Origin of the sequence: Bacillus paramycoides (assembly GCF_001884235.1) — a bacterium.
In the GTDB taxonomy this organism is placed as follows: Bacteria; Bacillota; Bacilli; order Bacillales; family Bacillaceae_G; genus Bacillus_A; species Bacillus_A paramycoides.
On the sequence record NZ_MAOI01000079.1, the window covers coordinates 297668 to 324662 of the forward strand.

Genomic DNA, 26995 nt, shown 5'->3' on the forward strand with positions numbered 1-26995 from the left:
AATGGAGGGATAACATTGAATGAAATCATTCGCTCGATTGATTCTTATATGGTAAAAATTCCAGTAGGAGAGGTAATATTAAGAGATGATCGAATAAAAAAAGAATGGAAAGTTCAAATTAAGCCGTTTCTTCTTGCAAAGTATGCTGTAACGATGGGATTATATGATGCCGTTATGAATAATACACCAAATGTATTCAAAGGAAATAATAAACCAGTTGTAAATATTTCATGGAATGATGCGATTCTGTTTTGTAATTTACTTTCAAAAAAAGCGGGATTAAAAGAGTATTATTCTATTAGTGATAACGGTCAAACGGTTCGTTGTAATTTAGATTCAAACGGTTACCGATTACCTTCTGAAGCAGAGTGGCAATATGCATGTAAAGCAGGAACTACTGGATACATATATGGAGAACTTAAAGAGATTGCTTGGTATAATGAAAACTCAGAGGGACAAATTCATGAGGTCGGTACAAAAGAACCGAATACATGGGGATTATATGATATGTTAGGGAACGTTTGGGAATGGTGTTATGATTTGTATGATGAAAAGGTATATGGATCGTATCGAATTTTCCGGGGCGGTAGCTGGGCTGAAGAGGCTAGAGGCTGCGGTGCTACTTGTCGTAGGCGTAGTCATCCTACATTTCAAATAGATGATCTTGGGTTTAGGCTTGCTAGGTCCATTTAGAAGGAGAATAAGAGATAGGAGCAGGGAAAGTACCCGTACTCCTAATGACAACTTAGAAATCATTTAACTTAAGGAGTGTTTATATTGGCACGTGTATTATTCATTAATGTTGGATCAGAAGGACATATTAACCCAACGATTCAAGTTGTAGAAGAACTAATTGCACGAGGAGAAGAAGTAGTTTATTTTTCAATAGAAGCTTTCAGAGAGCGTATTGAGAAGACAGGTGCTACGGTACGAACGATTGATGATGAAAAATTTTTACAAGCTTTTCTTTCCGGTGGACGAAATTATATACATGAAAGAATAAACGGCCTTTTACATACAGCAGATCTTGTAATACCTGGAGTTCTAGAACAAATTGAAGGGGAACATTTTGATTATATTATTCATGATTCCATGTTTGGTTGTGGCCGTTTAATTGCTCAAATTCTTAAGCTTCCAGCAATAAATTCGTGTACATCTTTTGCGCAGGATGAAACATCATTTGAAAGAATGTTAGACCATCTTTCGAAAAATATCCCTGTGGAAATTAATGATAGAATTAATAATGATTTTCAAAGCTTAAAAACAGGAATTAAAGAAAAATATGGTGTTGAAATCCAATCATCTTATGAAGTTTTCTGTAATCCCGCACCACTTACCATTGTTTATACAACAAGGGAATTTCAACCTTTTGGGGATGCATTTGACGAAAATTTCAAATTTGTAGGACCATCTATCTCTACACCAATCACAAAAGAGGGCTTCAATTATACTTTAATTAAAGAGAAAAATCCGATTTATATTTCACTAGGCACTGTTTTTAATGAAGCGATTGATTTTTATAAACTTTGTATTAAGGCATTCGAGAATAGTGACCATACGATTGTTATGTCTATTGGCAGCAAAACAAAAATAAGTGATTTAGGTGATATTCCTGAAAACTTCATTGTGAAAAATTATGTACCACAAACTGAACTTCTTACATATTCGAAATTATTTATTACACACGGCGGGATGAACAGTACGCATGAAGGACTCTCTAACGGTGTTCCACTCGTTGTAATTCCGCAAAGCGCAGATCAACCAGTAATCGCAAAGCAAGTGGAGAGTATCGGTGCAGGAGTTCAGTTACATATGAAAGAATTAACTGAGGATCAACTACGTGAAAGTGTTGAGCTAGTATTAAATAATCCGTCATTTAAAGAAGCTTCTTTGAATATGAAGGAGTCTTTCCGAAAGTCAGGTGGGCATAAGCAAGCTGTTGATGAGATTTTTACATTTATAGGTCGGTAGTAAATGTAAAACTGTACATGAGAACAGTGTCTATGAAAGGGTATTATATGAATCCATAATGCAGATTCATATAATACCCTTTTTATTACGCCAATTCTTTCGTCATAAGAATGTGCGGAATTCCATCTTCCATAAATACGTCAGATGAGGTTTGATAGCCTAATTTTTTATAAAATCCTTCGGCATGTGTTTGACCATGCAATTTAACTTTGTTTGCTTCTTTGTTACGAGCAATCTCTTCTAATGATTGAATAATTACTTTACCTAATCCGTATTTGCGATAGTCTTTTAAAATACAAATTCTTTCTAGTTTGCCTATCCCGTCAACAAATCGTATACGACCAGTACCTACAGGAAGCTCATTATAATAAACTAAAATATGTTTGCATTCTTCGCCAATTCTATCGAATGTATCGAACTCGTCTTCAAGAGGAACACCTTGTTCTTTTACAAATACTTCTTTACGAATGTGAAAGGCAGTTTCTAAATCTATAAATTCTGTTATGAGTTTTGATTCCAATTTGTTCAGCCCTTTCTAGAATGATATGTATGTGTTTTCATAGTATATCATACAGTAGCGTTATAAAAGGAAAAAGAAAAACTGACTTTCAAAAGTCAGTCTTTAAAATAGTTAATATTCTTTTATACCGTTCTTGGTTCCGATTATTGCTGTGCTCGTCATATTTATAAATAATCCACTTTCAACTACACCAGTAATCATTTTTAGCTCTTTATGCATGTCATTTGGATTCAATATTTTATTTGGAAAAATACAATCAATAATGAAATTACCGTTATCGGTTATAAATGGTTCGTCATTTTTCATACGTAAACGCGTTTCGCATCCTAAAGACTGAACTTTCTTTTCAGTTTGTTTCCAAGAGAAGGAGACTATTTCAATAGGAAGTGGAAAGGCACCTAAATGTGAAACGAGTTTGGATTCATCTGCAATAATAATAAGTTTTTCAGAGGAGGCAGCGACAATTTTTTCGCGAAGTAATGCACCACCACCACCTTTTATTAACTGCAAATTCGAATCAATTTCGTCTGCACCATCTATGGTGAGATTGAGTATATCAATTTCATTTAAGGAAATTAATGGAATTGACAGTTGTTTAGCTAATGCTTCAGTTTCTTTTGATGTTGGTACTGCTTGAATGGATAAACCTTCTTGCACACGTTTCCCTAATTTTTGTATTGTCCAATATACGGTGGAGCCTGTGCCGAGTCCAACTTTCATATTGTCTTGTACAAAATCCGCAGCATATTCACCGGCGAGCTGTTTTAAATTCATCGCTTTACTCCGCCGGACGTGGTCCAGCATCTAAGCCAGAATTTTCAACTGTAAGGATAGGGCGGACAGTAATATCTTTGTGTACACGCATTTGGCACGATAATCTTAAATGATCTTCAATCCCTTTTTCCGTAATCGCTTGTTTTTCATCATTTGTGGGATCACAAAAATCACCTGCAATGACTTCAACTCGACAAGTTGTACATCTTGCTTTGCCACCGCAACGATGTAGAATATGCACACCGTTATCTTCAAGTGCTAATACTAATTTCGTTCCTTCCTTAATATCAAAAGTTCCGGTACCTTCAACTGTTAATTTTGGCAAATGGATTCCTCCTCATGTAAAATTCTATATAACATATTTATGACCCGTATTCATGAACATAAACATAAAATTTATTATAAGCCCCGTAACTTTTTTATTTGTTCAATCGTTTATTAAGTAAGCGCTGAAAAGGAGTGGTTATTTTGTGCACAAAAGTAACGCAATTCTTAAAGAATCATATCGATATGAATCATTCAAATATAAATTTTTTAATTGAGCAATATGGAGAGTTAAAAAGGTACTGTACGTTTTTAACGAAAAACAAATGGGATGGAGAGGATCTCGCCCAAGAAGCAGTATGTAAAGTTCTTCAAAAGTATAGTGATAAAGATATTTGTATGACGCTTCTATATAAAATAGCTAGAAACCGGTGGCTAGACCAAGTAAAAGTAAAGTCAGTTCAAGAGAAAATGGAAGAGCAAATTACATTTGAAGAACCACATGAAAAGATTGCAGATTTGCATGAGATGGTAGGAAAAGTACTATTTTCGCTAAATGTGCAACAATCCGTAATTTTATTATTAAAGGATGTTTTTCAGTATAGTATCGCGGATATTGCAAAAATATGCTCTGTATCAGAAGGTGCGGTTAAAGCATCATTATTTAGGAGTAGAAATAGGCTGAAAACTGTAAGTGAAGAAGGGATTGAGATAGTCGAATTCACAGAAGATATTGAAGTTGTAGTAACGTCTATTCGTGAGGAAAGGCCGGAATTGTTAACGAAGCTTCTCCCAACAATAGATTTCACTAAGTTACCATCAATACAACCGGTGTTATTATTCAGTATGAAAAAACGTTCTTCTTACAGTTGTATGCTTAGTGCGGCATAAAATAGATGGAGGGATTTATAATGAATGCAATTCCATATGTTGTAGAACAAACGAAATTAGGAGAACGCTCCTATGATATATATTCAAGGTTATTAAAAGACCGAATTATTATTATCGGATCAGAAATTAACGATCAAGTAGCGAGTAGTGTCGTAGCTCAATTATTATTTTTAGAAGCGGAAGATGCAGAAAAGGATATATTCCTGTATATCAATAGTCCAGGTGGTTCAACGACAGCGGGATTTGCAATATTAGATACGATGAATCTTATTAAACCAGATGTGCAAACGCTTTGTATGGGCTTAGCGGCATCATTTGGTGCACTATTATTATTATCAGGTGCAAAAGGAAAACGCTTTGCGTTACCTAATAGTGAAATCATGATTCATCAACCGCTCGGTGGTGCGAAAGGGCAAGCGACGGAAATTGAAATTACAGCAAAAAGAATATTAAAGTTAAAGCGTGATATTAATAAAATGATTGCAGAAAAAACAGGGCAACCAATTGAAAGAGTAGCACATGATACAGAAAGAGATTATTTTATGACTGCAGAAGAAGCGAAGGAATACGGGATTTTAGATGATGTCGTTACGAAAAAATAAAATAAAGCAGGCTAGAGATTATAATTTATTCTCTAGCCTGCTTTTTAATCTTTTATCCATCCATCAACTAATGTTTGATTCTTTTTAATCCATTTTCGTGCAGCTTCTTCTGGGTCTTTCGTTTTATTTAACATGACCATTAATGTACCAAGCTGCTCATCGTTCATTTTCCATTTATCAAAGTATTTCACAATATCAGGATGATCTTTTTCGAAACCTTTACGAACTGAGTAATAAATGTCATCTTTTTCACCATATACTTTCTTAGGGTCTTTTAAATATTTCAAGTCAAATTCTGAAAAACCCCAATGTGGATTCCAAAGCGTAACAGCGATTGGTTTCTTTTTCGTATATGCCTTTTTTAGTTCGCTCATCATCGCAGCTTCTGAAGATTGGACAAGTTTTAGTTTTATATCATATTCCTTCATTGCTTTATTCGTTAAATTCATAAGACTACTGCCAGGTTCAATCCCGACAATTTTATTTTCTAACTCGTCTTTATGAGCATTTAAATCTTCAATACTGTTAACGTTTTTCACATAAGAAGGAACAACTAGACCAAGTCCAGTACCTTCATACCATTTTGTTTTTAAGACAATGTCATTTTTATAACGATTGTTTAATGGTTTATCCGTAACAGGAAGCCATACTTCTAAATTAGCATCAACATCACCGCGAGCGACTCCAGTCCAAATCGCAGCTTTTTCTAAATACATAAGCTCTACTTTATAACCTTTTTCTTCTAATAAAACTTTCCACATATTTGCGGTTGCAATATTTTCTTTCCAACTTGTTACACCAAGTTTAATTTTTCCTTTCGAATTTGCATTTGTTGCATTACAAGAAGTGAAAATCATACTAATAAATAATAAAAGACTTAATATCCATATTTTTTTTCGCATTAAAAAACCTCCTATGAAACCTTAACTCATATAAATAAATCTATAAGTGAACACTCTTATTATGAACGGAAACGAGAATTTTAAAGGAAACTTATGAATGTCATTTTTATGTAATATTTATTTGTAAAATCGCAACACTATGTGAATAGATGGGTAGGAAAGGAGTAGCTGTATGAAAAATACGAAAGTACGTGTCGAGAACGTAACAAAAGTTTTCGGGAAAAATCCTCAAAGAGCGGTTGCTTTATTAAAGGAAGGAAAGAGTAAATCTGAAATATTAAAAGAAACGGGAATGAATGTTGGTGTGAAAAAGGCAACATTCGATGTGTATACGGGAGAAATATTTGTCATAATGGGATTATCCGGTAGCGGAAAATCAACGTTAGTTCGAATGCTAAATCAATTAATCAAACCCACAGCAGGTCATATATACATAGATGGTGAAGACATTGCAACGATGGGAAAAGAAGAATTGCGAAGAGTGAGAAGAACGAAGATGAGCATGGTATTTCAAAAGTTCGCTTTATTTCCGCATCGTACAGTTATACAAAACGTTGCGTATGGTTTAGAAATACAAGGAGTTCCAGTAGAAGAACGAGAAAATAAAGCGTTAGAATCGTTGAAGTTAGTAGGACTTGAACATCATAAAGATAATTATCCTAGTCAACTTAGTGGTGGTATGCAGCAACGTGTTGGAATTGCAAGGGCGTTAACGAATGATCCGGATGTTTTATTAATGGACGAGTCGTTTAGTGCGTTAGATCCGCTTATTCGAAAAGAAATGCAAGATGAATTGTTAGAGTTGCAAGATAAAATGGAGAAAACAATCATTTTTATTACGCATGACTTAGATGAAGCCCTTCGAATTGGTGATCGAATTGCATTAATGAAAGATGGAGAAGTAGTTCAAATTGGAACACCAGAAGAAATAATGATGAGCCCTGCAAATGAATTTGTAGAGAGATTTGTCGCAGATGTTAATTTAGGAAAAGTCATTACGGCAGAATCTATTTTAAAAAGACCAGAAACGTTATTAATCGACCGTGGGCCTCGTGTAGCTCTACAAATTATGAGAAATGCGGGTGTTTCTACTGTATATGTTGTGAACAAAAAGTATGAGTTTTTAGGTATTTTAACAGCGGATGATGCTAGTAAAGCTGTGCAAAAACAGTGGCCAATTGCTGATTTATTACTTAATGATATTCCGCACGTTTATTTAGATACTTTACTTGAAGAAACGTATGCAAAAATGGCGGAGATGAAATTTCCATTACCAGTAATTGATGAAAAGAAAAGGTTAAGAGGAATTATTAAACGTGAAAGTGTCATTCAAGCTCTTGCAGGTAATATTGAGGAAGAGGTGAAGGATGATGAATAAAATTCCGCGTATTCCGTTAGGCGAATGGGTTGATACATTTGTTGCGAGTTTATATGATCACTTTGAAGGGTTATTCCGAGGGTTCTCCTATATTATCGGTGGATTCGTTGATTTACTCACTAATTTTTTAACAATAATACCAGCCATATTGATGATTATTATCGTATGTTTCCTCATTTGGTACACAACGAAAAAAGTATCTTTAGTCATTTTTACTATTATCGGTTTACTGTTCATTTTAAACATTAATTATTGGGGACAAACGATGCAAACTTTAGCGCTCGTACTCACTTCAGTTATTATTTCCATTATAGTCGGCATTCCAATTGGTATTTTAGCATCACAAAATGAACGTTTTTCAAAATTTTTAAAACCGACATTAGATTTTATGCAAACAATGCCGGCATTCGTATATCTCATTCCCGCAATAACATTTTTTGGAGTAGGCGTTGTGCCAGGTATTATTGCTTCCGTTATTTTCGCAATGCCACCGACAATCAGATTTACAGACTTAGGAATTAGACAAGTTCCAGAAGATTTAATTGAAGCAGCAAATGCATTTGGCTCTACCGCATCACAAAAATTATTTAAAGTACAATTACCACTCGCAACGGGTACGATAATGGCAGGAGTGAACCAAAGTATTATGCTTTCGTTATCAATGGTTGTAACGGCTTCACTTGTAGGGGCACCAGGACTTGGAGTCGATGTTTACCGCTCCGTTACACAAGTAAATATCGGAATGGGATTTGAAGCTGGACTAGCTATTGTAGTAATTGCTATTGTATTAGACCGAATTACACAAGGGTTTCATCAAAAAAGAAAATAAAAAAGAAAACACACTTTATACTTCAAAGTGTGTTTTTAATTATGTTCGGAAAGATTACATCCGAACGATAACTGAACCTCCAGCTGGTGCACAAACTTGGTTTTGCTGTTGTTCCATTGATTTAATTAAATGATTATTTTCTTCGATTAAAGAGATTAATTTTGCTAATTGGCTCTCAAGGCTTGCAATGCGTTGCATCAGGTATTGAGAATCATGATGAAGTGTATTCCTCGCAGTGTGTGGGGGATACACATATTGCTGATTTAAATTTGGATTCCAATGAGGATGCATATGAATTGTTCCTCCTTAAATGAATTACAGATCTTTCTTATAGTAAATGCCTATACATATTTAATGGTGACTTATAAAAAAATTTCATTAGAAGAGGATATTGTAAAGACTATGGATAAGTAGTGTTATAACTGCAATTAGTTTGTATTATTGTAATTATTTGGATGTATTAGCGAGTTTAGCTATAACAAAGTTTTGTATGAGTGGAAATGTTGTTAATTTAGCCTCTATGGTATTCATTAATATTATTGATAGCCATGAACAAAGGGGGATTTTTATTGGCTGGTAATAAAAAAAAGTAATGAGGCAATGGCAACAGGAATCGGTATAGGTATCTTTATTGGATTGGCTCCCGGTTTATTTGCAGACAATCTAGTAGTAGGAATTGCAATAGGGATTGCAGTTGGAATAGGGATAGTTTTATATAGAAATCAGAAATAGATTGTCCTTTTAATATAGATTATTAAGATATAAAAAGGACAAACAATCTTATTTTTCGGAATATTTTGCTGAAAAATCAAACTATAAATCTTCTTTTTATGATATTATATAATGTAAATTTAAGGAAAGAGGGATGGGTATGTCAATAAATAATCAAGCAGATGAAAACTGCTTCATTTGTCAAAAACATAAAGGAAACATAGCAGTTTCAGGCGGGGCAATTTATGAAGATGATCTTGTATACGTTGGACATGTCCATTGGGATGATGAAGAAACATATCTTGGTTATGTAATGATAGATATAAAGAGGCATGTACCTGGCCTTGCTGAGCTAACTGATGAAGAAGCGAAAGCGTTCGGACTGATAACAAGTAGAGTAAGTAAAGCGCTGAAAGAGTGTGAAGGTGCAGAACATATTTACACATTCGTTTCAGGCAATGGTGTACCTCATATGCATATGCACATTATTCCGCGTTACCCGAATACACCAAAAGAGTTTTGGTCACCAACTGAAATAGCGAAATGGACCGGTGCTCCGTATGGAGACACGGAGCAAATACAAAAACTATGTGAAAGAATACGAAAGTATATGGTAAATGAGTATGCATACAACAAACAAAACACAATATTCATGGGTTGGAAGTAGAGAAATGTATTTAGGAGAAGCTTCAGTTAAGCAATATGGTAATATCGTACTCGGTAAATATGGTGGTAATATAAGTGCCGGAGCGAAAAAGAATGAAGACGGTGCATTAGTTTGGTCAAATGATGATTGGGAATTCACCGCTATTTTAGACGGACATAATAGCGCAGAAAGTGTTGATTTAGTAGTAAATACAATCGAAAAAGAATATGGAAATATAAAAAAAATTATGAATAAACCAATTGAAACAGTATTTCAATCAGTTGCAAATCATATACTTACAATTTTTCAATCCTCCTCATTTAAAGAAAAGTGCGAAAGAGTTAAAGGTGAAACGGCTTGTTTACTCTGTGTTAGAAAAGAAAATTATATTTGGTGGCTATCTATTGGAGATTGTCTAGTTTATGTATTTCATGATGAATTACATAAATTAGGGCAATACACATTAAATCAACGTCATTTTTATGAATGGATTGGTAATGTAAATACTTTTGAATTACCTGTACCTTGCTATTCATCAGGAATTCGTGAATTACGTGCTGGAAAGAATCGAATTGTAATGGTCACAGATGGGGTATTAGAATGTGGGGAACGTCGTTATGAAACACCTTTAAATCTGTATAACGATATGAATGAAAATAATATAGAGCTTAAAGAAAATGTTCACAATGTTTTAGAACACGTGCATCATCAATTGGGGCGAGATAGTGCGACAATTATTAGTTGGGATGTTGAAAATAAAAGGAATGCTACGTATCCGAGTGATCAGCCGGAGAAAAGGTAAAGGAGGAGGCCTTTCTGTTTCTTTTGAAACTGATTGTCTTATTGTTATGGATTATAATTTTAATTTTTTTAGAAAAAATCGTGAGAAAGAAGTTAAATATACCGAGACAAACAGGATGGAATAGTAAATATGTCAGTCAATCACATAAATGGGGGCACTGGATTATCATTATTTCTTATGTAGTACTTATGATGATAGTTTCAAATTTGAATCCAATATACATGACTTATATACCAATTTTCTTTTTTATGACGTTGTACATTTTTCAAGGGTATATGCAGTGGAAATATGATAGGCAAACAAAAGAATATATTATTTCGTTTGGAGTTGTTCCGTTATTAATAATTACAGGTATTATTTTGAATGTATTCTATAATACGTATTGGTGATGAATGGTCATACAGATAAAGGGTGAGAAAATGATTAGACCACGTTTACGGGCAGAAGTAATGATTGTAAACGAAGAACATTCAAAAGTACTAGTACAATGTGATGAGAACGAATCATTTTATCGTTTTCCAGGTGGCTCTATTGAATTTGGTGAAACGTCAAAAGAAGCAATAATTCGAGAGTTAATAGAAGAATACGATTTGAAAGTTGATGTTCAAGAGTTAGCAATTGTAAATGAACACATTTTTGAGTGGAACAACGAAAAAGGTCATCATTGTACATTGATACATTGGGGAACTGCTCAAGAGGTAGTTACAAATGAAGGCATAAAGAACATGAGGATATTTTTTAATATGGAAAAGTATAGAGGAATTAAAGGAGAAGCCCACATATCCTGAAGGAAGCGTAGGTTATTTAGAAGAGGATAACCGTAATGTAGTCCACTTTATTTCTAAAAACAATTAAAGTAATGGGAGGGATAACAATGGGAACCTCTACTATTTTGATTATTATTATTGGAGTTTGTATAGGTGGTTACTTTTTAGAACAGTTTTTAAGAAAAAAGTTGAATATGAAGAAGAGGAGGCTTTTTGGGTATAAACATGTGAATAGTTTACATATAAAATTAGAAATAGGACTAATTATTATTTATATAATAGCTAGTTGTTATTATATGTTTAAATTTGAAAACTCTAAAATGGCTTATGCCATTTTCATTTATTTAGGGATAACATGGATCTTAAGAGCGTGGATGGAATGGAAGTATGATAGAGAATCGAAAGGATACCTTCTTTCGATAATGGGATTGGTTGCGTATATATTTATGATTTCGATACTATTTTATTTTGTTCCACCTGCTGCATAATAAAATAATTATTGATGTTACAAATAATATGAAAACTTCTTAATAAGAAACCATTTACCGCTAAATGGTTTCTTATTATGCATATGAAATTCGGCCTTCTTAATTTAATCATTTATTTTGGCTAATATGGATTTAACGAAACTTGTTTTATCCTCTGCATACTTGTGTTTATCATTAGGGTTGGCTTGTGAAAGTTGAATCTTTAACTGTTCATACTGCATGCGAGCAGTTTTATTATCTTTTAAATAATCTCTAAAACTTAATTGTTCTATTAAATATGGATTCCGTTGTTCATACATATGAATTTGATGAGTTCTTGGTTCACCTTTATTGAAATAATACCTTTCGGGTAATACATCTTTTCTATATTTATAATTTAATTGTTCTAGCTTTTCAATACATTCTATACCATTTGCAAAGTCATTTAATTCGATTGCAATATCAATAATAGGCTTTGCGCTTAAATGTGGAATGGATGTACTTCCGATATGGTGTATTACCATTATGTATTCGCCAATTTGTTCCTCGATTAATTGCTTCTCTTTTAAAAATTCAAATTCCCATTCTCCGGTCCAAGGAACTAAAAAAACTTTACCAAGAGGTAAACCTAGCATTTGATTAACGCCTCCTTCGTAAATACTATTTAAAGAAATTTACATCTTCTTAAAACTTCTCAAAACAAGAAATTCCCACAATCTCCAAGGAAGAATCTTCTTCGCAAAAATCATAAATTTTACCCCTTTTCCAATCGGATATCGTAAATTAGTACGCTTTGTTTCAGCAATTTCAACGATTTTATTGGCAACATCTATCGGATTACCAAATGTATCGCTACCACTATTAATATGTTTTTGTATTTTATCCATATATTCTTTGTATGGAGAGATAGTATCAGATTGGTTTTCAGCTAGTTGTTTACCAACTTCCCATATGTTTGTGTTATAAGAACCAGGTTCAATTAATGCGACATCTATCCCGAAAGGTTTTACTTCTAAGCGAAGGGATTCACTCCAGCCTTCTAATGCATATTTTGAAGAAACATAAGGGGACAGACCAGGGAAACCGACTTGTCCGCTAATGCTGCTTACGTTAATGATTTTTCCGCTTTTTTGTTTACGCATATAGGGTAAGACGAGTTGCGTGATTGATATAGCTCCGAAAAGGTTCGTTTCAAATTGTTTACGGTATTCTTCTATTGGAATTTCTTCTACAAAGCCACCATTTGCGTAGCCTGCATTATTGATGAGTATGTTTACTCTGTTTATCTCTTCTAAAAATAATTGGAAGCTATGTATGGAATTTTGGTCTATTACATCTAATTGTTGTACTTTTATATTATGTTGTAAGTTAAGTGCAGTAGCTTGAGTTATTAAGTTTATTTGTTTATCAAGGTTTCGCATAGTAGCGATAACAAAATAATCTTTTTTCGCTAGTTCAAGCGTCGTTAATAGTCCGAATCCACTTGATGCTCCTGTAATAACCGCAATTTTTTTATTCATTGTCCGCTCGCTTTCTTTTTCTTTTATCATAACGAGTAATAAGGAGAAAATCTATTACTCTTACATATAGTTTCTATACATATATTCGTTATGATAGAAATTTGTGGTACTCCTATATTCTATGGGGCTATATACGGATTAAGTGTTTTCAGATTCTTTATTTGCATATGTATGGAAATGGTTCTAAAAAGGGAATTTTGTGGACTCAGCGTATATAGAGAAGTAAGCATTATATAAATTAATGAAACGGGGGAAGAAAAATGGTCCATGTGAAAGATATATTAGCAGATCAGTTATTAGCAAATGCGAATGATCCGAGTTGGTATATTCCATTTTCAGATGCAGTAAAAGATTTATCTGAGAGAGAAGCTTTCTGGAAGCCGAATGAAGAGAGTAATAGTATAGCTGAAATTGTACAACATTTATTGTATTGGAACTCGACGTGGCAAACAAGGTATAAAGAATCAAATGTTAATGCCGTGCCCGCTATCGGTGATAATAACAAAAGTTTTATGCTTTCAGATAATCAAACATTTGAAGAGTTAAGAGAAAAACTACTAGAGAAATTGTTACAATGGCAAAATCTCATAAATGAAGACAAGGTTGAAAGTGATGTAATTGGATTTCCTGTATGTGCGAAGTGGTGGGAAGTGATAAGTAATGTAACTACTCATAATGCTTATCATATAGGTCAAATTATTTACATTCGGAAATTACAGAAGAGTTTTGATAGTGAATAAGGTAAGGATTCTCTAACAGAGTGAACAAAAGTGGACAAAACGAGACAGCTGTCTCATTTTGTCCACTTTTTTATTTTTAAAGGAAAGAGAAAGCCTATTAAATCAAGGATTAGAATGTGGCACGGTACTTGCAATATAAAAGACGAACAAGAAAATAGGAGGGCTGGACATGTTAAAAACAACTGAAAGTAAAGGGAATGAAATTACGAAAGAACAGGCTCACTGGATGTATGAAAAAATGTTAGAGATTCGTAAGTTTGAAGATAAAGTGCATGAATTGTTCGCGCAAGGCGTTCTACCAGGTTTCGTTCATTTATACGCTGGAGAAGAAGCAGTAGCAGTTGGTGTATGTGCCCACTTAACAGATAGCGACAGTATTACAAGTACACATAGAGGACACGGTCATTGTATCGCAAAAGGTTGTGATTTAAATGGAATGATGGCTGAACTGTTTGGAAAAGCGACTGGATTATGTAAAGGAAAAGGCGGGTCAATGCATATTGCCGATTTAGATAAAGGAATGCTTGGTGCGAATGGAATTGTTGGCGGTGGTTTTCCACTTGCTTGCGGTTCGGCATTAACAGCTAAATATAAAGGAACAAAAGATGTGAGTGTTTGCTTCTTTGGTGACGGAGCAAATAATGAAGGGACATTTCATGAAGGGGTTAACTTAGCGGCGATTTGGAAGTTGCCAGTTATTTTTATCGCAGAAAATAACGGTTATGGTGAAGCAACTACATTTGAATATGCTTCAAGTTGTGATTCAATTGCTGATCGTGCGAAAGCTTATAACATTCCAGGCGTTCAAGTGGATGGAAAAGATCTTCTAGCTGTATATAAAGCTGCTGAAGAAGCAGTGAAACGTGCAAGAAATGGTGAAGGTCCAACAATAATTGAATGTATGACATATCGTAACTACGGTCATTTTGAAGGGGAAGCACAAACGTATAAAACTACGGAGGAAAAAGAAGAACATTTAAATGAAAAAGATGCGATTGTGAATTTCCGTAAGCATTTAATTCATGAAGGTTTATTAACTGAATCTGAACTTGTTGATATGGAGAAAGCTGTAGATGAGGCAGTGCAAAGATCAATTGAATTTAGTGAAAATAGTCCTTATCCAGAGGATGAAGAATTATTAAAAGATGTATACGTTTCTTACAAATAAGAGGAGGGGGAACAATAATGACTAGAATGGTAAGTATGTCAACTGCAATTAATGAGGCGATGAAAATATCAATGCGTCGTGATGAAAATGTAATTTTAATAGGTGAAGATGTTGCGGGTGGTGCACAAGTTGATCATTTGCAAGATGATGAAGCGTGGGGCGGGGTTCTAGGGGTAACGAAAGGCCTTGTTCAAGAGTTTGGGAGAAATCGTATATTAGACACGCCTATTTCTGAAGCTGGTTATATGGGAGCAGCCATGGCAGCTGCAGCAACTGGATTACGTCCAATTGCAGAATTAATGTTTAATGATTTTATCGGTAGTTGTCTTGATCAAGTGTTAAACCAAGGTGCAAAATTCCGTTACATGTTTGGCGGGAAAGCGAAAGTACCAGTTACAATTCGTACGATGCACGGTGCTGGATTTAGCGCAGCTGCACAGCATTCTCAAAGTTTATATGCTTTATTTACAAGTATTCCAGGTATTAAAGTTGTCGTTCCATCCACTCCGTATGATGCAAAAGGTTTATTATTAGCGGCAATTGAAGATGATGACCCAGTAATCTTCTTTGAAGATAAAACTCTTTACAATATGAAAGGCGAGGTTCCTGAAGGATATTACACAATTCCATTAGGAAAAGCAGATATAAAACGAGAAGGGTCTGATGTAACGATAGTTGCAATCGGTAAGCAAGTTCATACTGCGCTCGCTGCTGCTGAACAATTAACGAAAAAGGGACTTGAAGTAGAAGTCATTGATCCACGCTCTTTATCACCGCTCGATGAAGATACAATTTTAGCATCTGTTGAAAAAACAAACCGTCTAATCGTTATTGATGAAGCAAATCCAAGATGTAGCATCGCAACAGATATTGCTGCAATTGTGGCGGATAAAGGGTTCGATTTATTAGATGCACCTATTAAACGAATAACAGCACCACATACACCAGTCCCATTCTCACCACCACTTGAAAAGTTATATTTACCAACGCCGGAGAAAGTAATTGAAACTGTATCGGAAATGATTGGAGACCGTTCGTTATTAAACGTGTGATGAAACGCTGAGAAGGGAGAGAGAAAAATGGCTGTAGAAGTTGTAATGCCGAAGTTAGGTATGGCGATGAAAGAAGGTATTATTACGAGTTGGAATATTAAAGCGGGTGATAATGTAGCGAAGGGTGAATTAATCGCTAGCATTAATTCAGAAAAAATTGAAACAGAAATAGAAGCACCAGCTGATGGTACTGTACTGGATATAGCTGTAAGCGAAGATGAGGGAGTTCCGCCTGGTACTGTTATTTGCTATATCGGTAAACCGAACGAAAAAGTAGCGGTACATGAAAACACACAGGCTGAAGAACTACTGACAGCGAGTGAAGTGCTACAAAATGGACAACATCCAGAACTATATGCAAAAGCAGGTACGAATAAACAAAGAATAAAAATATCTCCAGTAGCGAAGAACATTGCAAAGTCTGAGAATATTGATATCAAAGTATTAATTGGTACAGGTCCTGGCGGAAGAATTACAAAGGCAGATGTATTAAAAGCACTTGAAGAAAGAGTAACAATTCCAGAAGTACTTGAACAAGAACAGAGTAAAGTAATTCCTGTGGCTGGTATGCGTAAAGCGATCGCAAATCGTATGCACACAAGCTTACAAAATAGCGCGCAATTAACGTTAACGATGAAAGTGGATGTTACGGATTTAGTAGCTTTACATAAAAATATGGCTGAAATTGTGCAAAAACGATACGGCAATAAATTAACAATTACAGATTTTGTTTCTCGTGCGGTTGTAATAGCACTTCAGGAGCATAAAGAAATGAATAGTGCCTATATAAATGATACAATTCATCAATTTGAGCATGTTCATTTAGGAATGGCAGTCGCGTTAGAAAACGGATTAGTCGTTCCAGCTATTCGCTTTGCAAATAATTTATCTTTAGTAGAGTTATCAAAAGAAATTAAGAAAGCTGCGCAAAAGGCAAGAGAAGGTAGTTTAAGTTGTGATGAAATGCAAGGAACGACATTTACAATTAGTAATTTAGGAAGTTTTGGAATTGAGTATTTCACACCAGTATTAAATACACCTGAGACTGGTATTTTAGGTGTAGGTGCAATTGAACATGTTCCAGTATATAAAGGGGAAGAATTGCAAAAAGGAAGCATATTACCATTAAGTTTAACATTCGATCATCGTGTATTAGATGGTGCACCAGCAGCTGCATTTTTACGCACAATTAAACAATATTTAGAAGAACCCGTAACAATTCTTTTATAAAGAGAAGGTGAGAGAATGAGTAAATTAGTTGTAATTGGAGGCGGGCCAGCTGGCTATGTAGCGGCGATAACCGCTGCTCAAAATGGTAAAGAAGTCGTTCTTATTGATGAAGCTGACCTTGGCGGAACGTGTTTAAATGTCGGGTGTATGCCTACAAAATCATTGTTAGAAAGTGCTGAAGTATACGATATTGTTAATCATGCGAATCGTTTTGGAGTATTAGTAGATAAGCAGAATGTATCAATTGATTGGAAACAAATACAGATGAGAAAATCACAAATCGTAACGCAGCTCGTCCAAGGTATACAATATTTAATGAAGAAAAATAAAATTAAAGTTATAAAGGGAAAAGCAAAATTTGTAACGAATCATCGTTTACAAGTTATACAAGGTAATAAGGAAGAAGTAGTCGATGGTGAGCAATTCATTATCGCATCGGGATCAGAACCAACTGAGCTTCTATTTGCTCCATTCGATGGAAAGTGGATATTAAATAGTAGTCATGCAATGTCCCTTGAAAACATACCGGATTCATTATTAATCGTTGGTGGTGGTGTAATAGGTTGCGAGTTTGCAAGTATTTATAGTAGGCTTGGGACGAAAGTATCGATTGTTGAAATGGCACCGCAATTACTACCTGGTGAAGATGAAGATATCGCAAATATTTTAAGAGGAAAACTAGAAAATGATGGTGTGGAAATTTTCACAGGTGCAGCTTTAAAAGGATTAAATAATTATAAGAAACAGGCTTCGTTTGAATACGAAGGAAGTATTCACGAAGTAACTCCAGAATTTGTTCTCGTTTCTGTTGGTAGAAAACCTCGTGTACAAGATTTAGGATTAGAAAAAGCGGGAGTTCAATTTTCAAATAAAGGGATTACTGTGAATGAGCATATGCAAACGAACGTATCACATATTTACGCAACGGGTGATGTTATTGGTGGGATTCAACTTGCTCACGTCGCCTTTCATGAAGGAACGACAGCAGCATTACATGCGAGTGGAGAAGAGGTAAAAGTAAATTATCGTGCAGTACCGCGTTGTATATATACAGCTCCAGAAATCGCAAGTGTCGGTTTAACTGAAAAAGGAGCGAGGGATCAATATGGTGATATTCTCATCGGAGAATTCCCATTTACATCGAACGGAAAAGCTCTTATTATAGGAAAACAAATGGGTAAAGTAAAAGTCATTGTGGAACCTAAATATCAAGAAATTGTAGGGATTTCTATTATCGGTCCTCGTGCAACAGAACTCATTGGGCAAGGCACAGTAATGATTCATACGGAAGTTACCGCTGATATAATGAGAGATTATATCGCAGCGCATCCAACTTTATCTGAAGCAATTCATGAAGTGTTATTGCAGGCAGTTGGACATGCTGTACATGCTTGAAGGTAGAAAGACCAGTCTAAAATGACTGGTCTTTTTAGTAAACAATAATATTTAAGTAGAAATATGTATAAAAATATACTAGGAAAATCACTATTCTCTCATGTTTTCTAAATCGATGAGAGAATAGTGATTTTGAAACTTCTTCACTTATTTAATTGAAATGCCCTGTTACTATTTGATTTCAATCGCTGAAGTAATATCGTTCCAATCTGCAGCTAAATTAGCAGTTTTACCATACCAATCAGAGTGTCTAAAGAATACACCTTTTCCATATCCTTGCGTTGAAGTATGTTCCCAAAGCGTCGTTGAATAACTTGCCGAAGGTGATGCTGTACTTACAGAAGAAATTCTGTCGTTCCAGCTAGAAGGTAAGTTTTTAAAGCCGCTGCTCCAATAAATATATTGTCCACCTTTATCTTTATGTTCATAAAAATCAGTACTACCAGCACCACTGCCTAAAGGATTAATTTGATTTTTAAGTGCCTTTTTATCCTTTTCAATAAAAGCATCCAAAGTTTCTCTGCTAGTAAAGCCATAAGCTAACCAATCTCCATTTTCATTTTGCTTAGGTAGTACCATAGTAATTTGGATGTCTTTTTTTGATTGATCACTTAATTTTGCAAATGAATTAACATTCTTTTCATCAACTTTTAAATAATCAAATGATTTAATTGTATTATCTTTTTCTGCAGCACTTACTACTCCTAATCCTCCAGTTAATGCAAAACCCGCTACTAACGTCCCTGCTACTAATTTCTTCAACATATAACCATCCCTTTTTTGTTTAGATTTTTGTACAGGTAAATCTTGTACAAGTAAAATGTATTCTAGTTTTATAGTTTTGTAAATATTCTGAAGTTTTAGAAATAATAAACAGAATATTAACAGTTTTACATTTTCTTTTTAGAAAAAACAGTTATTAGAATGATATAATAAATAGATAAATTAACTTTTCTGGATATAAATATATTTTAGGAGAGATGTTATTGAAATATTTCACAAAAGATTGGTTTAAAGAAATGCAAGTATCTGGATTTTTAACTTTCTCAGAAACATTTGACGAATGGGAAGAGATTTTGCGAGAGAGCGAAAAGGTGGGGATGGATTATAAGCAAAGTTTGAAAGAAGATGTAGAGGAAAGAAGATTTATTAAAGTTCCTACCTAAGTCACTACACCCATATATTCATGACAACACAATTAATTCAGAATATCCATCTGAAAAATTGAAGAAGCTTATGATTGAATGGACAAAGGATTATGAAAAAAGAATGGTTGATTTAGACCAGTCCTATATAAAATATTTTAATTCTATTAAGGAAAAGCTGCCGCAAAATGTCGTTCAGTTACATGGATTTTCACTACATGATAGTGTAGTCAAATCACTAGAGAGAAGTTCAAAAGATACGTTAAGTATAACCCTAGATTGTAGTGGCACTTTTAGCGATTTTGATAAACTTCGAGTAACTTTTATAGGGGTGACAAAAAATTCAATACCGGAAAATTTTGATGGTGCTTGGTGGCTTTGTCATGAAATAGACCTTACTGAAGGCGGATTTGAATTAAGTGTGTTATTTGATTGTCCATTTGTAGAAGTATTGATTTGTGCAGAAGATGTAGTGATTGAAAAGAACTAGCTTTCAAAAAATAAATCTCGAGGAAACTACTCTCCGTATCGCTAGATCGGTTTGACTTTGTTTGGGAAATTGCAAGTGATTTCTCCAGATTCAGTAAACTAAGAATCAGTAAGATTTGAACTTGGGAGTTAAATTATGTGGTGAAAATCTCCCGCTATTTGTGAATAGCAAGAAAGTTGCTACTGGTAAAAATCAGGAGGATGAGTATAAAAAGACCAGTCATTTTAGACTGGTCTTTTTATTTAGCTACTAAATTATCAAGCTTCCAATATGTATTTGTTAATGGAGCAACTTTACTATCTATGTACAAATACATATTATTTAAATCTTTTGGTGAAGTTTTCATATTAAATATAATGTCAGTAGTTAAAGAGAACTCGAGTGGAACATTTTTATATTTCTCATCATCTACTGGATGAACTTCACCTTCATATTTTTGACCAGTTTTTTCATCTTTTATGAAATATTTTATTTCTGAAAGATCAATAGTTTTTCCGTCGGCTCGAACATTATTAATCATAACACGAGTTGAAAGGCGCCACTCTTTGTCTATTTTTTCGAATTTTGCATTTTCAACTGTTGCTCTATAGTATCCGTTTTTAACTATTTCCCCATAGTGCATTGCATTCTTTTCGAGAGCGCTCTTTTCTTGTTTTGGTGTAGCACTTCCATTACATCCTGCCATTATCCCTGTAAATAATAATGCTGTACAAGTTACTTTAATTAAAGATTTCATAGTAATTCCTTTCTGTATTAAAAAGTAAAACGTAGGAATAATTTTACATCAATAGGAAAATAAATGTAAGTCTTTTTGTGGAATATGCAAATATGCATTTATTTGGTGTTAAAATTAATGAAATAGAAAGAGAGAAAAAACTCGCATAAAGCTGGGAAAATAAGAATTGAAAATATTGTAAAACGGAAGAAACGTGCATATAATTAACATGAAGTTTAAATTTCTGAATCTTCAATAACGGTGGTGAGAACATGTTTACTGAAGAACGTCGAGAGAACATTTTAGAACTGCTTAAGAAAGATGGAAGAGTAATCGCAAAGGATCTTGCGGAAAGGTTCGATATGTCTATCGATTCTATAAGAAGAGATCTGTCAATAATGGAGAAAGATGGTTTATTAAAAAGAACACACGGGGGTGCGGTTGAACTTGCGCGAGTGAGAAATTTAGCTGCTGAACCATCTACACGTTATAGTGATAGTTCAATATACGAGAAAGCAATTGCTAAAGTTGCTGCTTCCTATATACAAGAAGCAGAGTCAGTTTTTATTGGTGGGGCTTCAGTTCATTGTGCTATGTTAAAGTTTTTACCCGAAACATCATTTACAGTTATAACAAATTCTATAGAGGTAGCTAGTAAATTGCGGGAATGTAAGAACATTGATACTTATTTAATTGGTGGTAAGGTGAAAAATTCAGGAAATATTACTGATACACTTGCCTCTGAGTCAATTGGAAGTTTTTCTATTGATGTTAACTTTTCTACAGGTGGAGGCATTTCAATAAGTGGTATAAGTACTGCAACACCTGAAGTTGCTTATTTTAATAAAAGGGTAAGTGAAATTGCTAGAAGAAATATTTGTTTAGCACCCCATAATAAACTTGGAATAGATTGCTTTATAAAAGGAGAGTCACTAAAAGAAATTGACCTTATTATAACAGACGAAGAGGCTAGTAAAGAAACCATTCAGGAATTTGAGAAACAAGGTAAACAAATTGTAATAGCGCCAATGTGCTAAATTTGAAAGGAGTTTGTAATGATTATAAAAGAGCAAGAGTTTCATATAAATGGATTAGTTTATACAATTCGTTCCGCAGCTGAGACAGATGCAGATCAGTTATCGAAACTAAGGGTACAAATCGATGGAGAAACTGAAAATATGGATAGAGAACAAGGTGAAGGATATATAGATACGATAGGATTCCAGCAAATAATAAAAACGGATAGTGAAAAAATGAAAAATCTCTTTTTAGTTGCGGAAGTTCATAACCATATCGTTGGATTTTCAAGATGTGAAGGGTCTGATTTAAAGAGATTGTCTCATAAAGTAGAGTTTGGCGTTTGTATTTTAAAAGAGTATTGTGGATATGGAATTGGTAAGAACCTTTTACAAAAATCTATTAATTGGGCTGATACAAATGAAGTGAAAAAGATAGCGTTACAAGTGTTAGAAACAAATGACAAAGCCATTCAGCTTTATAAAAAATTAGGTTTTGAAGTAGAAGGCGTCCTGAAAAATGATAAAAGGCTGTCGGATGGTAAGTATTACAATACGGTTGTAATGGGTAGGGGGAATAATATTTTTCATAAAAGAGGTGAAGAAGTATGTTTTACAGAAGGAAATACTATAAAGTGAAAAATGAATTCGTTGAAATATTTAATAATCACTTCAGTGAAACAAATTTACCTAATCAATTACAGTACGGTTCTCGTTTAATAGGACGCTGGATGAAAGATAATAATGATGGTACGACTGAAGTATTTGCAATATGGGAATATGATAGTTATGAAGATTATGAAGAAATTGAGACGAAAATTAGAAGTGATGAGATTCACGTGAAAAGAATACATGATTGGTATGAAAAATATGGTGGGAGAGAGTATGTTTTACAAGAGTATATATTGGAGATGAAAAATGAGGAGTTACTATATACTGTAAAGTGATAACTAGGTGAAGTTTAGTAGAAATTAAAACAAAATTAAATGTTAGTTTAGCATCTACTATTTTATTTCTAATCGCCGTGGTGATATTCTTTTTTAATTATAATCCGATAAAGTGGTTTTGTATTTTATTCGGATCAATCTTACAAAATATGGCTTTATTAAAAAATATAAAGAAATTTATTAAGATATTCAAATTATTAACATATTTGTGTCGTCTTTCTAATTGTATTGTAAACGCTTTTAACCGGTTTTATAATAAAAGTATGTTTTTAAATCTCCAAATAATTAAAGGGGAGATGATACAATGTTAGCTTCACCGTATTACTTACATACATGGCAAAAGTTTGTGGATGAAGGTGTACTCGATTCAGACCGGATAAATAAAAGAATTTCAGAATCATGGCATCGCTGCAAACAAGCAAATGTTAATCCTCATATGAATAAAGGTCAGAACATTTTGACTTCTAATGTTTTTCAAGATCAAAAGCAAAAGAGTGAAATTTTTCTCGATATAGCATTACCTCATTTACAAAATATGAAGAAAACAATTGATGAATTGCAAATGATGGCATTATTAATCGATCCTGATGGATATGCTCTATCATTAAGTGGAAATAAACAAACGCTAAAACGAGCGAAACACATTAATTTCATTGAAGGTGTGAAATGGACGGAAGCCGCTGTTGGGACAAATGCGATTGGTACAGCGTTAGAAATTGAAGAGGCAATTATGATAAGTGGTACAGAACATTATTCTGTCGCCTCTCATAGCTGGAGTTGTGCAGCTGCTCCAATTCATAATGATGATGGGAAATTAATTGGCGTTCTTGATTTTTCGTGTCCCATTGAGTTTTCACATCCGTATATGCTTGGCATGGTAACTTCAATTGCACATGCGATTGAACGGGAATGTAGCATTCGTGTTCATCAAAATGAACTACATTTAATTCACCGTTTTCTAGATGTAATTGATAGTGATGAAAAAGTTGTTATTTGTAATCATCGTGATGTTGTTGTTTCTGCAAGTAAGCGGGTACGTGAGCAAGTTCCGAATTGGTCGCGAATGAGACTAGTGGACTTATTGCAGAATGGACTGACGTCAAAATTAGAAGTACCTGTATATAGTAAGGATAGAATGATAGGGAAATGTATTTATTTAGAGGAAAATAGACGTTCAAACATATATGGTTCTTTACGAATAAATGGAAAAGTACATTTTTCGGGTGTCATTGGGACGAGCTCTTCTTTTAATAACACGTTAAAAGAAATCCAGCTTGTTTCACCGACTGATGCTAGTGTATACGTATGTGGTGAAACAGGTGTAGGAAAAGAATATGTTGCTAGAGCTATTCATGAAAATAGCTCAAGAAAAGATAGCCCATTTATAGCGGTTAATTGTGGTTCATTGCCGAAAGAATTAATGGAAAGTGAACTGTTCGGCTATGCTGAAGGAGCGTTTACAGGGGCACGGCGTCAAGGTTATAAAGGAAAGTTTGAACAAGCGGACGGAGGAACAATCTTTTTAGATGAAATTGGAGAAGTTCCACCAGAAATGCAAGTGGCACTATTACGTGTTTTACAAGAACGGAAAGTGACACCAATTGGAAGTTCAAAAGAAATCCCGGTAAATATTCGTGTTATTACAGCGACGCATAAAGATTTATTACGATTAGTAGAGGAAGGGAAATTCCGTCAAGATTTATATTATCGTTTACACGTTTATCCGATATACGTTCCATCATTATCAGAAAGAAAGGAAGACATCCCATATTTTATACAAGATTTTTGCGAGCGAAAGCAATGGAATATTCAATTCCCTACTAGCATTTGCAAGCAATTTTCACAACATAAATGGTCAGGAAATATAAGAGAATTATTAAATATACTAGAACGTATTTACATTTTGTCGCAAGGACGGGAAATATGCGAAAAACAAATATCATTTTTATTACAAACGATGATGGGAAAGCAAAAACAACTTGAGTTGCAAACTGAAAATAAAGAGGAACATACGCTGAATTTTCGTGAAAAAATACAGCGCGATAGCATGATTGAAGCATTACAAAAGACGAATGGGAATGTATCTTTAGCTGCAAAGTTATTAGATGTGCCTCGGAGTACGTTTTATAAGCGAATGCAAAAATTTAGGCTATAAAAGTAGATTTTTGTAATCTACTTTTTCTTTATGTGCTCAATTTCTGTCGGAATGTGCGCTTACCAGGGAAATAATAGAATAGTTAGAAAAAAGATTCCCTAAAGGAGGTTAGTAAGTGAAGTATATTGAAGTTGGGATCGGAAATAGATGGTTCGTTCGGACGGAAACGGAGAATAAGGATGGGACTGAATTTGAGGAACGAGGAATTGTAAAACCCATTTACTTTGAGTCTTTATATGTACGAGTTTGGTTTCGAAAAACGTGTTTTATTTTTGATACGAAAGGAGGGTTTAAGAAAGTAAGAAAAAGTAGAGATGAGTATAAGTTTATTGTTGGAATTGTGAGTAGGTTAAAACAATAGAATAAAACAGGGTGTGTTCTTATGATTAGAATTATCACCTTCATACTCGCAATTATTGTATTGGGCTATTCCATTTATAGTTGGAATGATGATTCGAAGTAAAGTATGCTCATTTTACAATTACTATTAGGTTTTATGTTTGCTAGTATGGGGATACAAAACGTTAAGAAGGATGAAAAAGAGAATAAGAATATGGGGCTTTTGCTTTTACTTACATCTCTATTTTGTATCATTATATCGTTCATAAAATATTTTAAATAAACCATTACTTAACATATTGAGTATTGGTTTATTTTTTTGAAGGTTTCTCATTAAAAATTTCAGTATTTATCAAAGGAGAGAAAATCAAATGCCGATGTCATTATATTATAAAAGACTTCGCGAAAAATTAGGATCTGAACTAATTTTTATGCCGAGTATAGCTGCTGTTATTAAAAACGAGCAGGGAGAAATCTTATTTCAATATGCTGGAGGAGAATACTGGAGTTTGCCAGCAGGGGCAATCGAACCAGGAGAAACACCAGAAGAAGCGGTTGTTAGAGAAGTGTGGGAAGAAACAGGATTGAAAGTAAAAGTGAAAAAGGAAAAAGGGGTATTTGGAGGGAAAGAATTCCGTCATACATATTCGAATGGAGATCAAGTAGAATATATTGTTATTGTATTTGAGTGTGAAGTTGTCGGGGGAGAGTTGAAAGCGATAGATGGAGAAACCTTAAAACTACAATATTTCCCCTTATCTGAAAAGCCACCATTAGCATTATCGTATCCCGATAAAATATTTTTATAGATGTAAAATAGCACCCCTTATTAATAAGGGGTGTGCTATTTATATAGCCCTGTCGTATACATCATTGTCAACGTATGTACAACTTCTTCTAAATCTAGTTTTTTATCATTTTGCACAATTGCCCAAAGAAACATTTCATTCATCGCAAACCAAGCGTGTGCTACAATCTCTTTATTTAATTCAGGGTGTGCCAATTTATTTTCTTGAGAGTAAGTAATATCCTGGGTAATACTTTTTATAAAGCGTTCGCGAATCTCATCCCATTTTTGACGTATCTCTTTTGATAACCCTATTGCTTCTTCCACAACTTGCAAAATAGCCCGTTCTTCTTCCGCCAACTGCAAAAAGGCACGCACTTGATTTTGTATCATTTGTTGAGCTTCGGACTTTGTGTTAGGTGTGAACGAACGTTCAGCAATATCATAAAAGCGATTCATAACATCTTCCATCAAAATGATAAGGAGATCATCTTTGTTTTTAAAGTATACATATGCAGTTCCGTAACCAGTTTCTGCATGTTTAATAATTTGCGTGATTGTCGTTTTCTGAAATCCGTTATTTATAAAGATAGTGTAACCGGAATGTAATAGTTTCTTTTTGGTTTCTAAGGAGCGGTGCTTTCTTGTTGAAAGAGCAGAGTTTTTCAAAGAATCACCTCTTTATACTGAAATATCTGAAAATATAATTGTATTGTAAAAGAAGTTTGTATATAAAGTCAACTGACATAATATCATTGACGTTATATCAACT

32 protein-coding genes and 3 pseudogenes are annotated in these 26995 nt (G+C 34.2%); 25 read left to right on the forward strand and 10 right to left on the reverse strand.

Annotated elements, in window-relative coordinates; translation table 11 throughout:
* Window positions 1-15 precede the first annotated feature (15 nt).
* Both BAU28_RS17665 and BAU28_RS17670 read left to right on the forward strand, forming a co-directional pair.
* The gene (locus tag BAU28_RS17665) at window positions 16-693 is read left to right on the forward strand and encodes a formylglycine-generating enzyme family protein (protein ID WP_116500380.1); all 678 of its coding nucleotides are present in this window, start codon (window positions 16-18) and stop codon (window positions 691-693) included.
* Window positions 694-777: 84 nt separating this feature from the next.
* Complete coding sequence (locus BAU28_RS17670; protein ID WP_071719356.1) at window positions 778-1971, forward strand: macrolide family glycosyltransferase; 1194 nt, start codon at window positions 778-780, stop codon at window positions 1969-1971.
* Window positions 1972-2056: 85 nt separating this feature from the next.
* Here the strand turns inward: BAU28_RS17670 and BAU28_RS17675 are convergent, their stop codons facing one another.
* The 3 genes from BAU28_RS17675 to BAU28_RS17685 all read right to left on the reverse strand — a co-directional run bounded on the left by BAU28_RS17675 (window position 2057) and on the right by BAU28_RS17685 (window position 3590).
* Complete coding sequence (locus BAU28_RS17675; protein WP_071719357.1) at window positions 2057-2491, reverse strand: GNAT family N-acetyltransferase; 435 nt, start codon at window positions 2489-2491, stop codon at window positions 2057-2059.
* A 111-nt stretch (window positions 2492-2602) separates the two neighbouring features.
* On the reverse strand, window positions 2603-3265 hold the full coding sequence (rpiA, locus tag BAU28_RS17680; protein ID WP_071719358.1) for a ribose 5-phosphate isomerase A: 663 nt from the start codon (window positions 3263-3265) through the stop codon (window positions 2603-2605).
* 4 nt (window positions 3266-3269) lie between these two features.
* Window positions 3270-3590 (reverse strand): 2Fe-2S iron-sulfur cluster-binding protein, encoded by a 321-nt coding sequence (locus tag BAU28_RS17685; protein WP_002172267.1) that lies wholly within the window; start codon window positions 3588-3590, stop codon window positions 3270-3272.
* 143 nt (window positions 3591-3733) lie between these two features.
* On the opposite strand from BAU28_RS17685, the gene BAU28_RS17690 reads away from it, so the two are divergent.
* Both BAU28_RS17690 and clpP read left to right on the forward strand, forming a co-directional pair.
* Window positions 3734-4420, forward strand: coding sequence for an RNA polymerase subunit sigma-70 (locus tag BAU28_RS17690; protein WP_071719359.1), 687 nt, complete (start codon window positions 3734-3736; stop codon window positions 4418-4420).
* A gap of 20 nt (window positions 4421-4440) precedes the next feature.
* Entirely contained in the window at window positions 4441-5022 is a 582-nt protein-coding gene (clpP, locus tag BAU28_RS17695) for an ATP-dependent Clp endopeptidase proteolytic subunit ClpP (protein WP_071719360.1), read from the forward strand.
* A gap of 44 nt (window positions 5023-5066) precedes the next feature.
* Here clpP and BAU28_RS17700 read toward each other — a convergent pair whose 3' ends face one another.
* Window positions 5067-5924, reverse strand: coding sequence for a glycine betaine ABC transporter substrate-binding protein (locus BAU28_RS17700; protein WP_071719361.1), 858 nt, complete (start codon window positions 5922-5924; stop codon window positions 5067-5069).
* A 172-nt stretch (window positions 5925-6096) separates the two neighbouring features.
* On the opposite strand from BAU28_RS17700, the gene BAU28_RS17705 reads away from it, so the two are divergent.
* Together BAU28_RS17705 and BAU28_RS17710 are read left to right on the forward strand one after the other, a co-directional pair.
* Window positions 6097-7302, forward strand: coding sequence for a quaternary amine ABC transporter ATP-binding protein (locus BAU28_RS17705; protein ID WP_002172263.1), 1206 nt, complete (start codon window positions 6097-6099; stop codon window positions 7300-7302).
* Entirely contained in the window at window positions 7295-8131 is an 837-nt protein-coding gene (locus tag BAU28_RS17710; RefSeq protein ID WP_071719571.1) for an ABC transporter permease, read from the forward strand. The genes BAU28_RS17705 and BAU28_RS17710 overlap by 8 nt, the downstream gene beginning before the upstream one ends.
* 54 nt (window positions 8132-8185) lie before the next feature.
* Here BAU28_RS17710 and BAU28_RS17715 read toward each other — a convergent pair whose 3' ends face one another.
* Window positions 8186-8422: a hypothetical protein gene (locus tag BAU28_RS17715; RefSeq protein ID WP_071719362.1), complete on the reverse strand. Its 237-nt coding sequence runs from the start codon at window positions 8420-8422 to the stop codon at window positions 8186-8188.
* A gap of 288 nt (window positions 8423-8710) precedes the next feature.
* On the opposite strand from BAU28_RS17715, the gene BAU28_RS30710 reads away from it, so the two are divergent.
* The 6 genes and pseudogenes from BAU28_RS30710 to BAU28_RS17745 all read left to right on the forward strand — a co-directional run bounded on the left by BAU28_RS30710 (window position 8711) and on the right by BAU28_RS17745 (window position 11545).
* On the forward strand, window positions 8711-8863 hold the full coding sequence (locus BAU28_RS30710; RefSeq protein ID WP_474381436.1) for a glycine zipper domain-containing protein: 153 nt from the start codon (window positions 8711-8713) through the stop codon (window positions 8861-8863).
* Window positions 8864-9002: 139 nt separating this feature from the next.
* The gene (locus tag BAU28_RS17725) at window positions 9003-9509 is read left to right on the forward strand and encodes an HIT family protein (RefSeq protein ID WP_116500382.1); all 507 of its coding nucleotides are present in this window, start codon (window positions 9003-9005) and stop codon (window positions 9507-9509) included.
* On the forward strand, window positions 9460-10290 hold the full coding sequence (locus BAU28_RS17730; protein ID WP_083594788.1) for a PP2C family serine/threonine-protein phosphatase: 831 nt from the start codon (window positions 9460-9462) through the stop codon (window positions 10288-10290). Before BAU28_RS17725 ends, BAU28_RS17730 begins: the two co-directional genes overlap by 50 nt.
* Window positions 10291-10313: 23 nt before the next feature.
* Entirely contained in the window at window positions 10314-10679 is a 366-nt protein-coding gene (locus tag BAU28_RS17735) for a DUF4181 domain-containing protein (protein WP_071719366.1), read from the forward strand.
* A gap of 30 nt (window positions 10680-10709) precedes the next feature.
* Window positions 10710-11145: pseudogene (locus tag BAU28_RS17740) on the forward strand (NUDIX domain-containing protein).
* A gap of 19 nt (window positions 11146-11164) precedes the next feature.
* The gene (locus BAU28_RS17745; protein ID WP_071719367.1) at window positions 11165-11545 is read left to right on the forward strand and encodes a DUF4181 domain-containing protein; all 381 of its coding nucleotides are present in this window, start codon (window positions 11165-11167) and stop codon (window positions 11543-11545) included.
* 104 nt (window positions 11546-11649) lie between these two features.
* Here BAU28_RS17745 and BAU28_RS17750 read toward each other — a convergent pair whose 3' ends face one another.
* Both BAU28_RS17750 and BAU28_RS17755 read right to left on the reverse strand, forming a co-directional pair.
* Window positions 11650-12159, reverse strand: coding sequence for a GrpB family protein (locus BAU28_RS17750; RefSeq protein ID WP_071719368.1), 510 nt, complete (start codon window positions 12157-12159; stop codon window positions 11650-11652).
* A gap of 39 nt (window positions 12160-12198) precedes the next feature.
* Window positions 12199-13044 carry an oxidoreductase gene (locus BAU28_RS17755; protein ID WP_208610972.1) on the reverse strand — a complete coding sequence of 282 codons (846 nt, stop codon included), beginning with the start codon at window positions 13042-13044 and terminating at the stop codon, window positions 12199-12201.
* Window positions 13045-13304: 260 nt separating this feature from the next.
* Here BAU28_RS17755 and BAU28_RS17760 point away from each other — a divergent pair, with 260 nt between their 5' ends.
* From BAU28_RS17760 to lpdA, 5 genes are all read left to right on the forward strand, one after another.
* A complete protein-coding gene (locus BAU28_RS17760) occupies window positions 13305-13784 on the forward strand; it encodes a DinB family protein (RefSeq protein WP_071719370.1) in 480 nt (159 codons plus the stop codon).
* A 169-nt stretch (window positions 13785-13953) separates the two neighbouring features.
* Entirely contained in the window at window positions 13954-14952 is a 999-nt protein-coding gene (gene acoA / locus BAU28_RS17765) for an acetoin:2,6-dichlorophenolindophenol oxidoreductase subunit alpha (protein ID WP_071719371.1), read from the forward strand.
* A gap of 17 nt (window positions 14953-14969) precedes the next feature.
* On the forward strand, window positions 14970-16004 hold the full coding sequence (acoB, locus tag BAU28_RS17770) for an acetoin:2,6-dichlorophenolindophenol oxidoreductase subunit beta (RefSeq protein WP_071719372.1): 1035 nt from the start codon (window positions 14970-14972) through the stop codon (window positions 16002-16004).
* A gap of 27 nt (window positions 16005-16031) precedes the next feature.
* Window positions 16032-17234 carry a dihydrolipoamide acetyltransferase family protein gene (locus BAU28_RS17775; protein WP_071719373.1) on the forward strand — a complete coding sequence of 401 codons (1203 nt, stop codon included), beginning with the start codon at window positions 16032-16034 and terminating at the stop codon, window positions 17232-17234.
* Between the two features lie 15 nt (window positions 17235-17249).
* On the forward strand, window positions 17250-18629 hold the full coding sequence (gene lpdA, locus BAU28_RS17780) for a dihydrolipoyl dehydrogenase (RefSeq protein WP_071719374.1): 1380 nt from the start codon (window positions 17250-17252) through the stop codon (window positions 18627-18629).
* A gap of 171 nt (window positions 18630-18800) precedes the next feature.
* On the opposite strand, the gene BAU28_RS17785 is transcribed toward lpdA, so the two are convergent.
* The gene (locus BAU28_RS17785) at window positions 18801-19394 is read right to left on the reverse strand and encodes a hypothetical protein (RefSeq protein ID WP_025148518.1); all 594 of its coding nucleotides are present in this window, start codon (window positions 19392-19394) and stop codon (window positions 18801-18803) included.
* 221 nt (window positions 19395-19615) lie between these two features.
* Here BAU28_RS17785 and BAU28_RS17790 point away from each other — a divergent pair.
* Window positions 19616-20264 (forward strand): annotated as a pseudogene (locus BAU28_RS17790) (DUF4085 family protein).
* Between the two features lie 238 nt (window positions 20265-20502).
* Here BAU28_RS17790 and BAU28_RS17795 read toward each other — a convergent pair.
* Window positions 20503-21000 (reverse strand): hypothetical protein, encoded by a 498-nt coding sequence (locus tag BAU28_RS17795; RefSeq protein WP_071719375.1) that lies wholly within the window; start codon window positions 20998-21000, stop codon window positions 20503-20505.
* 251 nt (window positions 21001-21251) lie between these two features.
* Between BAU28_RS17795 and BAU28_RS17805 the strand changes: the two genes are divergently transcribed.
* The 7 genes and pseudogenes from BAU28_RS17805 to BAU28_RS17840 all read left to right on the forward strand — a co-directional run bounded on the left by BAU28_RS17805 (window position 21252) and on the right by BAU28_RS17840 (window position 26245).
* A complete protein-coding gene (locus BAU28_RS17805) occupies window positions 21252-22016 on the forward strand; it encodes a DeoR/GlpR family DNA-binding transcription regulator (RefSeq protein WP_071719376.1) in 765 nt (254 codons plus the stop codon).
* An 18-nt stretch (window positions 22017-22034) separates the two neighbouring features.
* Window positions 22035-22634: a GNAT family N-acetyltransferase gene (locus tag BAU28_RS17810; protein WP_071719377.1), complete on the forward strand. Its 600-nt coding sequence runs from the start codon at window positions 22035-22037 to the stop codon at window positions 22632-22634.
* Window positions 22604-22942, forward strand: coding sequence for an NIPSNAP family protein (locus BAU28_RS17815; RefSeq protein WP_071719378.1), 339 nt, complete (start codon window positions 22604-22606; stop codon window positions 22940-22942). The genes BAU28_RS17810 and BAU28_RS17815 overlap by 31 nt, the downstream gene beginning before the upstream one ends.
* A 304-nt stretch (window positions 22943-23246) precedes the next feature.
* A complete protein-coding gene (locus BAU28_RS17825) occupies window positions 23247-25097 on the forward strand; it encodes a sigma-54-dependent Fis family transcriptional regulator (protein ID WP_071719380.1) in 1851 nt (616 codons plus the stop codon).
* Window positions 25098-25212: 115 nt separating this feature from the next.
* Entirely contained in the window at window positions 25213-25458 is a 246-nt protein-coding gene (locus BAU28_RS17830) for a DUF3977 family protein (RefSeq protein WP_071719381.1), read from the forward strand.
* A 21-nt stretch (window positions 25459-25479) separates the two neighbouring features.
* Window positions 25480-25719, forward strand: a pseudogene (locus BAU28_RS17835) (DUF3953 domain-containing protein).
* A gap of 88 nt (window positions 25720-25807) precedes the next feature.
* Window positions 25808-26245: an NUDIX domain-containing protein gene (locus BAU28_RS17840; protein ID WP_071719383.1), complete on the forward strand. Its 438-nt coding sequence runs from the start codon at window positions 25808-25810 to the stop codon at window positions 26243-26245.
* A 35-nt stretch (window positions 26246-26280) separates the two neighbouring features.
* Here the strand turns inward: BAU28_RS17840 and BAU28_RS17845 are convergent, their stop codons facing one another.
* Window positions 26281-26892, reverse strand: coding sequence for a TetR/AcrR family transcriptional regulator (locus BAU28_RS17845; protein ID WP_071719384.1), 612 nt, complete (start codon window positions 26890-26892; stop codon window positions 26281-26283).
* Window positions 26893-26995 lie beyond the last annotated feature (103 nt).

Coding starts and splice junctions, on each gene's coding strand:
- rpiA (WP_071719358.1), bottom strand. CDS start 3,265: ATGAATTTAAAACAGCTCGCCGGTGAATATGCTGCGGATTTTGTACAA.
- clpP (WP_071719360.1), top strand. CDS start 4,441: ATGAATGCAATTCCATATGTTGTAGAACAAACGAAATTAGGAGAACGC.
- BAU28_RS17700 (WP_071719361.1), bottom strand. CDS start 5,924: ATGCGAAAAAAAATATGGATATTAAGTCTTTTATTATTTATTAGTATG.
- BAU28_RS17705 (WP_002172263.1), top strand. CDS start 6,097: ATGAAAAATACGAAAGTACGTGTCGAGAACGTAACAAAAGTTTTCGGG.
- BAU28_RS17710 (WP_071719571.1), top strand. CDS start 7,295: ATGAATAAAATTCCGCGTATTCCGTTAGGCGAATGGGTTGATACATTT.
- BAU28_RS17715 (WP_071719362.1), bottom strand. CDS start 8,422: ATGCATCCTCATTGGAATCCAAATTTAAATCAGCAATATGTGTATCCC.
- BAU28_RS17725 (WP_116500382.1), top strand. CDS start 9,003: ATGTCAATAAATAATCAAGCAGATGAAAACTGCTTCATTTGTCAAAAA.
- BAU28_RS17730 (WP_083594788.1), top strand. CDS start 9,460: ATGAGTATGCATACAACAAACAAAACACAATATTCATGGGTTGGAAGT.
- BAU28_RS17745 (WP_071719367.1), top strand. CDS start 11,165: ATGGGAACCTCTACTATTTTGATTATTATTATTGGAGTTTGTATAGGT.
- BAU28_RS17750 (WP_071719368.1), bottom strand. CDS start 12,159: ATGCTAGGTTTACCTCTTGGTAAAGTTTTTTTAGTTCCTTGGACCGGA.
- BAU28_RS17755 (WP_208610972.1), bottom strand. CDS start 13,044: ATGAATAAAAAAATTGCGGTTATTACAGGAGCATCAAGTGGATTCGGA.
- BAU28_RS17760 (WP_071719370.1), top strand. CDS start 13,305: ATGGTCCATGTGAAAGATATATTAGCAGATCAGTTATTAGCAAATGCG.
- acoA (WP_071719371.1), top strand. CDS start 13,954: ATGTTAAAAACAACTGAAAGTAAAGGGAATGAAATTACGAAAGAACAG.
- acoB (WP_071719372.1), top strand. CDS start 14,970: ATGACTAGAATGGTAAGTATGTCAACTGCAATTAATGAGGCGATGAAA.
- BAU28_RS17775 (WP_071719373.1), top strand. CDS start 16,032: ATGGCTGTAGAAGTTGTAATGCCGAAGTTAGGTATGGCGATGAAAGAA.
- lpdA (WP_071719374.1), top strand. CDS start 17,250: ATGAGTAAATTAGTTGTAATTGGAGGCGGGCCAGCTGGCTATGTAGCG.
- BAU28_RS17785 (WP_025148518.1), bottom strand. CDS start 19,394: ATGTTGAAGAAATTAGTAGCAGGGACGTTAGTAGCGGGTTTTGCATTA.
- BAU28_RS17795 (WP_071719375.1), bottom strand. CDS start 21,000: ATGAAATCTTTAATTAAAGTAACTTGTACAGCATTATTATTTACAGGG.
- BAU28_RS17805 (WP_071719376.1), top strand. CDS start 21,252: ATGTTTACTGAAGAACGTCGAGAGAACATTTTAGAACTGCTTAAGAAA.
- BAU28_RS17810 (WP_071719377.1), top strand. CDS start 22,035: ATGATTATAAAAGAGCAAGAGTTTCATATAAATGGATTAGTTTATACA.
- BAU28_RS17815 (WP_071719378.1), top strand. CDS start 22,604: ATGTTTTACAGAAGGAAATACTATAAAGTGAAAAATGAATTCGTTGAA.
- BAU28_RS17825 (WP_071719380.1), top strand. CDS start 23,247: ATGTTAGCTTCACCGTATTACTTACATACATGGCAAAAGTTTGTGGAT.
- BAU28_RS17840 (WP_071719383.1), top strand. CDS start 25,808: ATGCCGATGTCATTATATTATAAAAGACTTCGCGAAAAATTAGGATCT.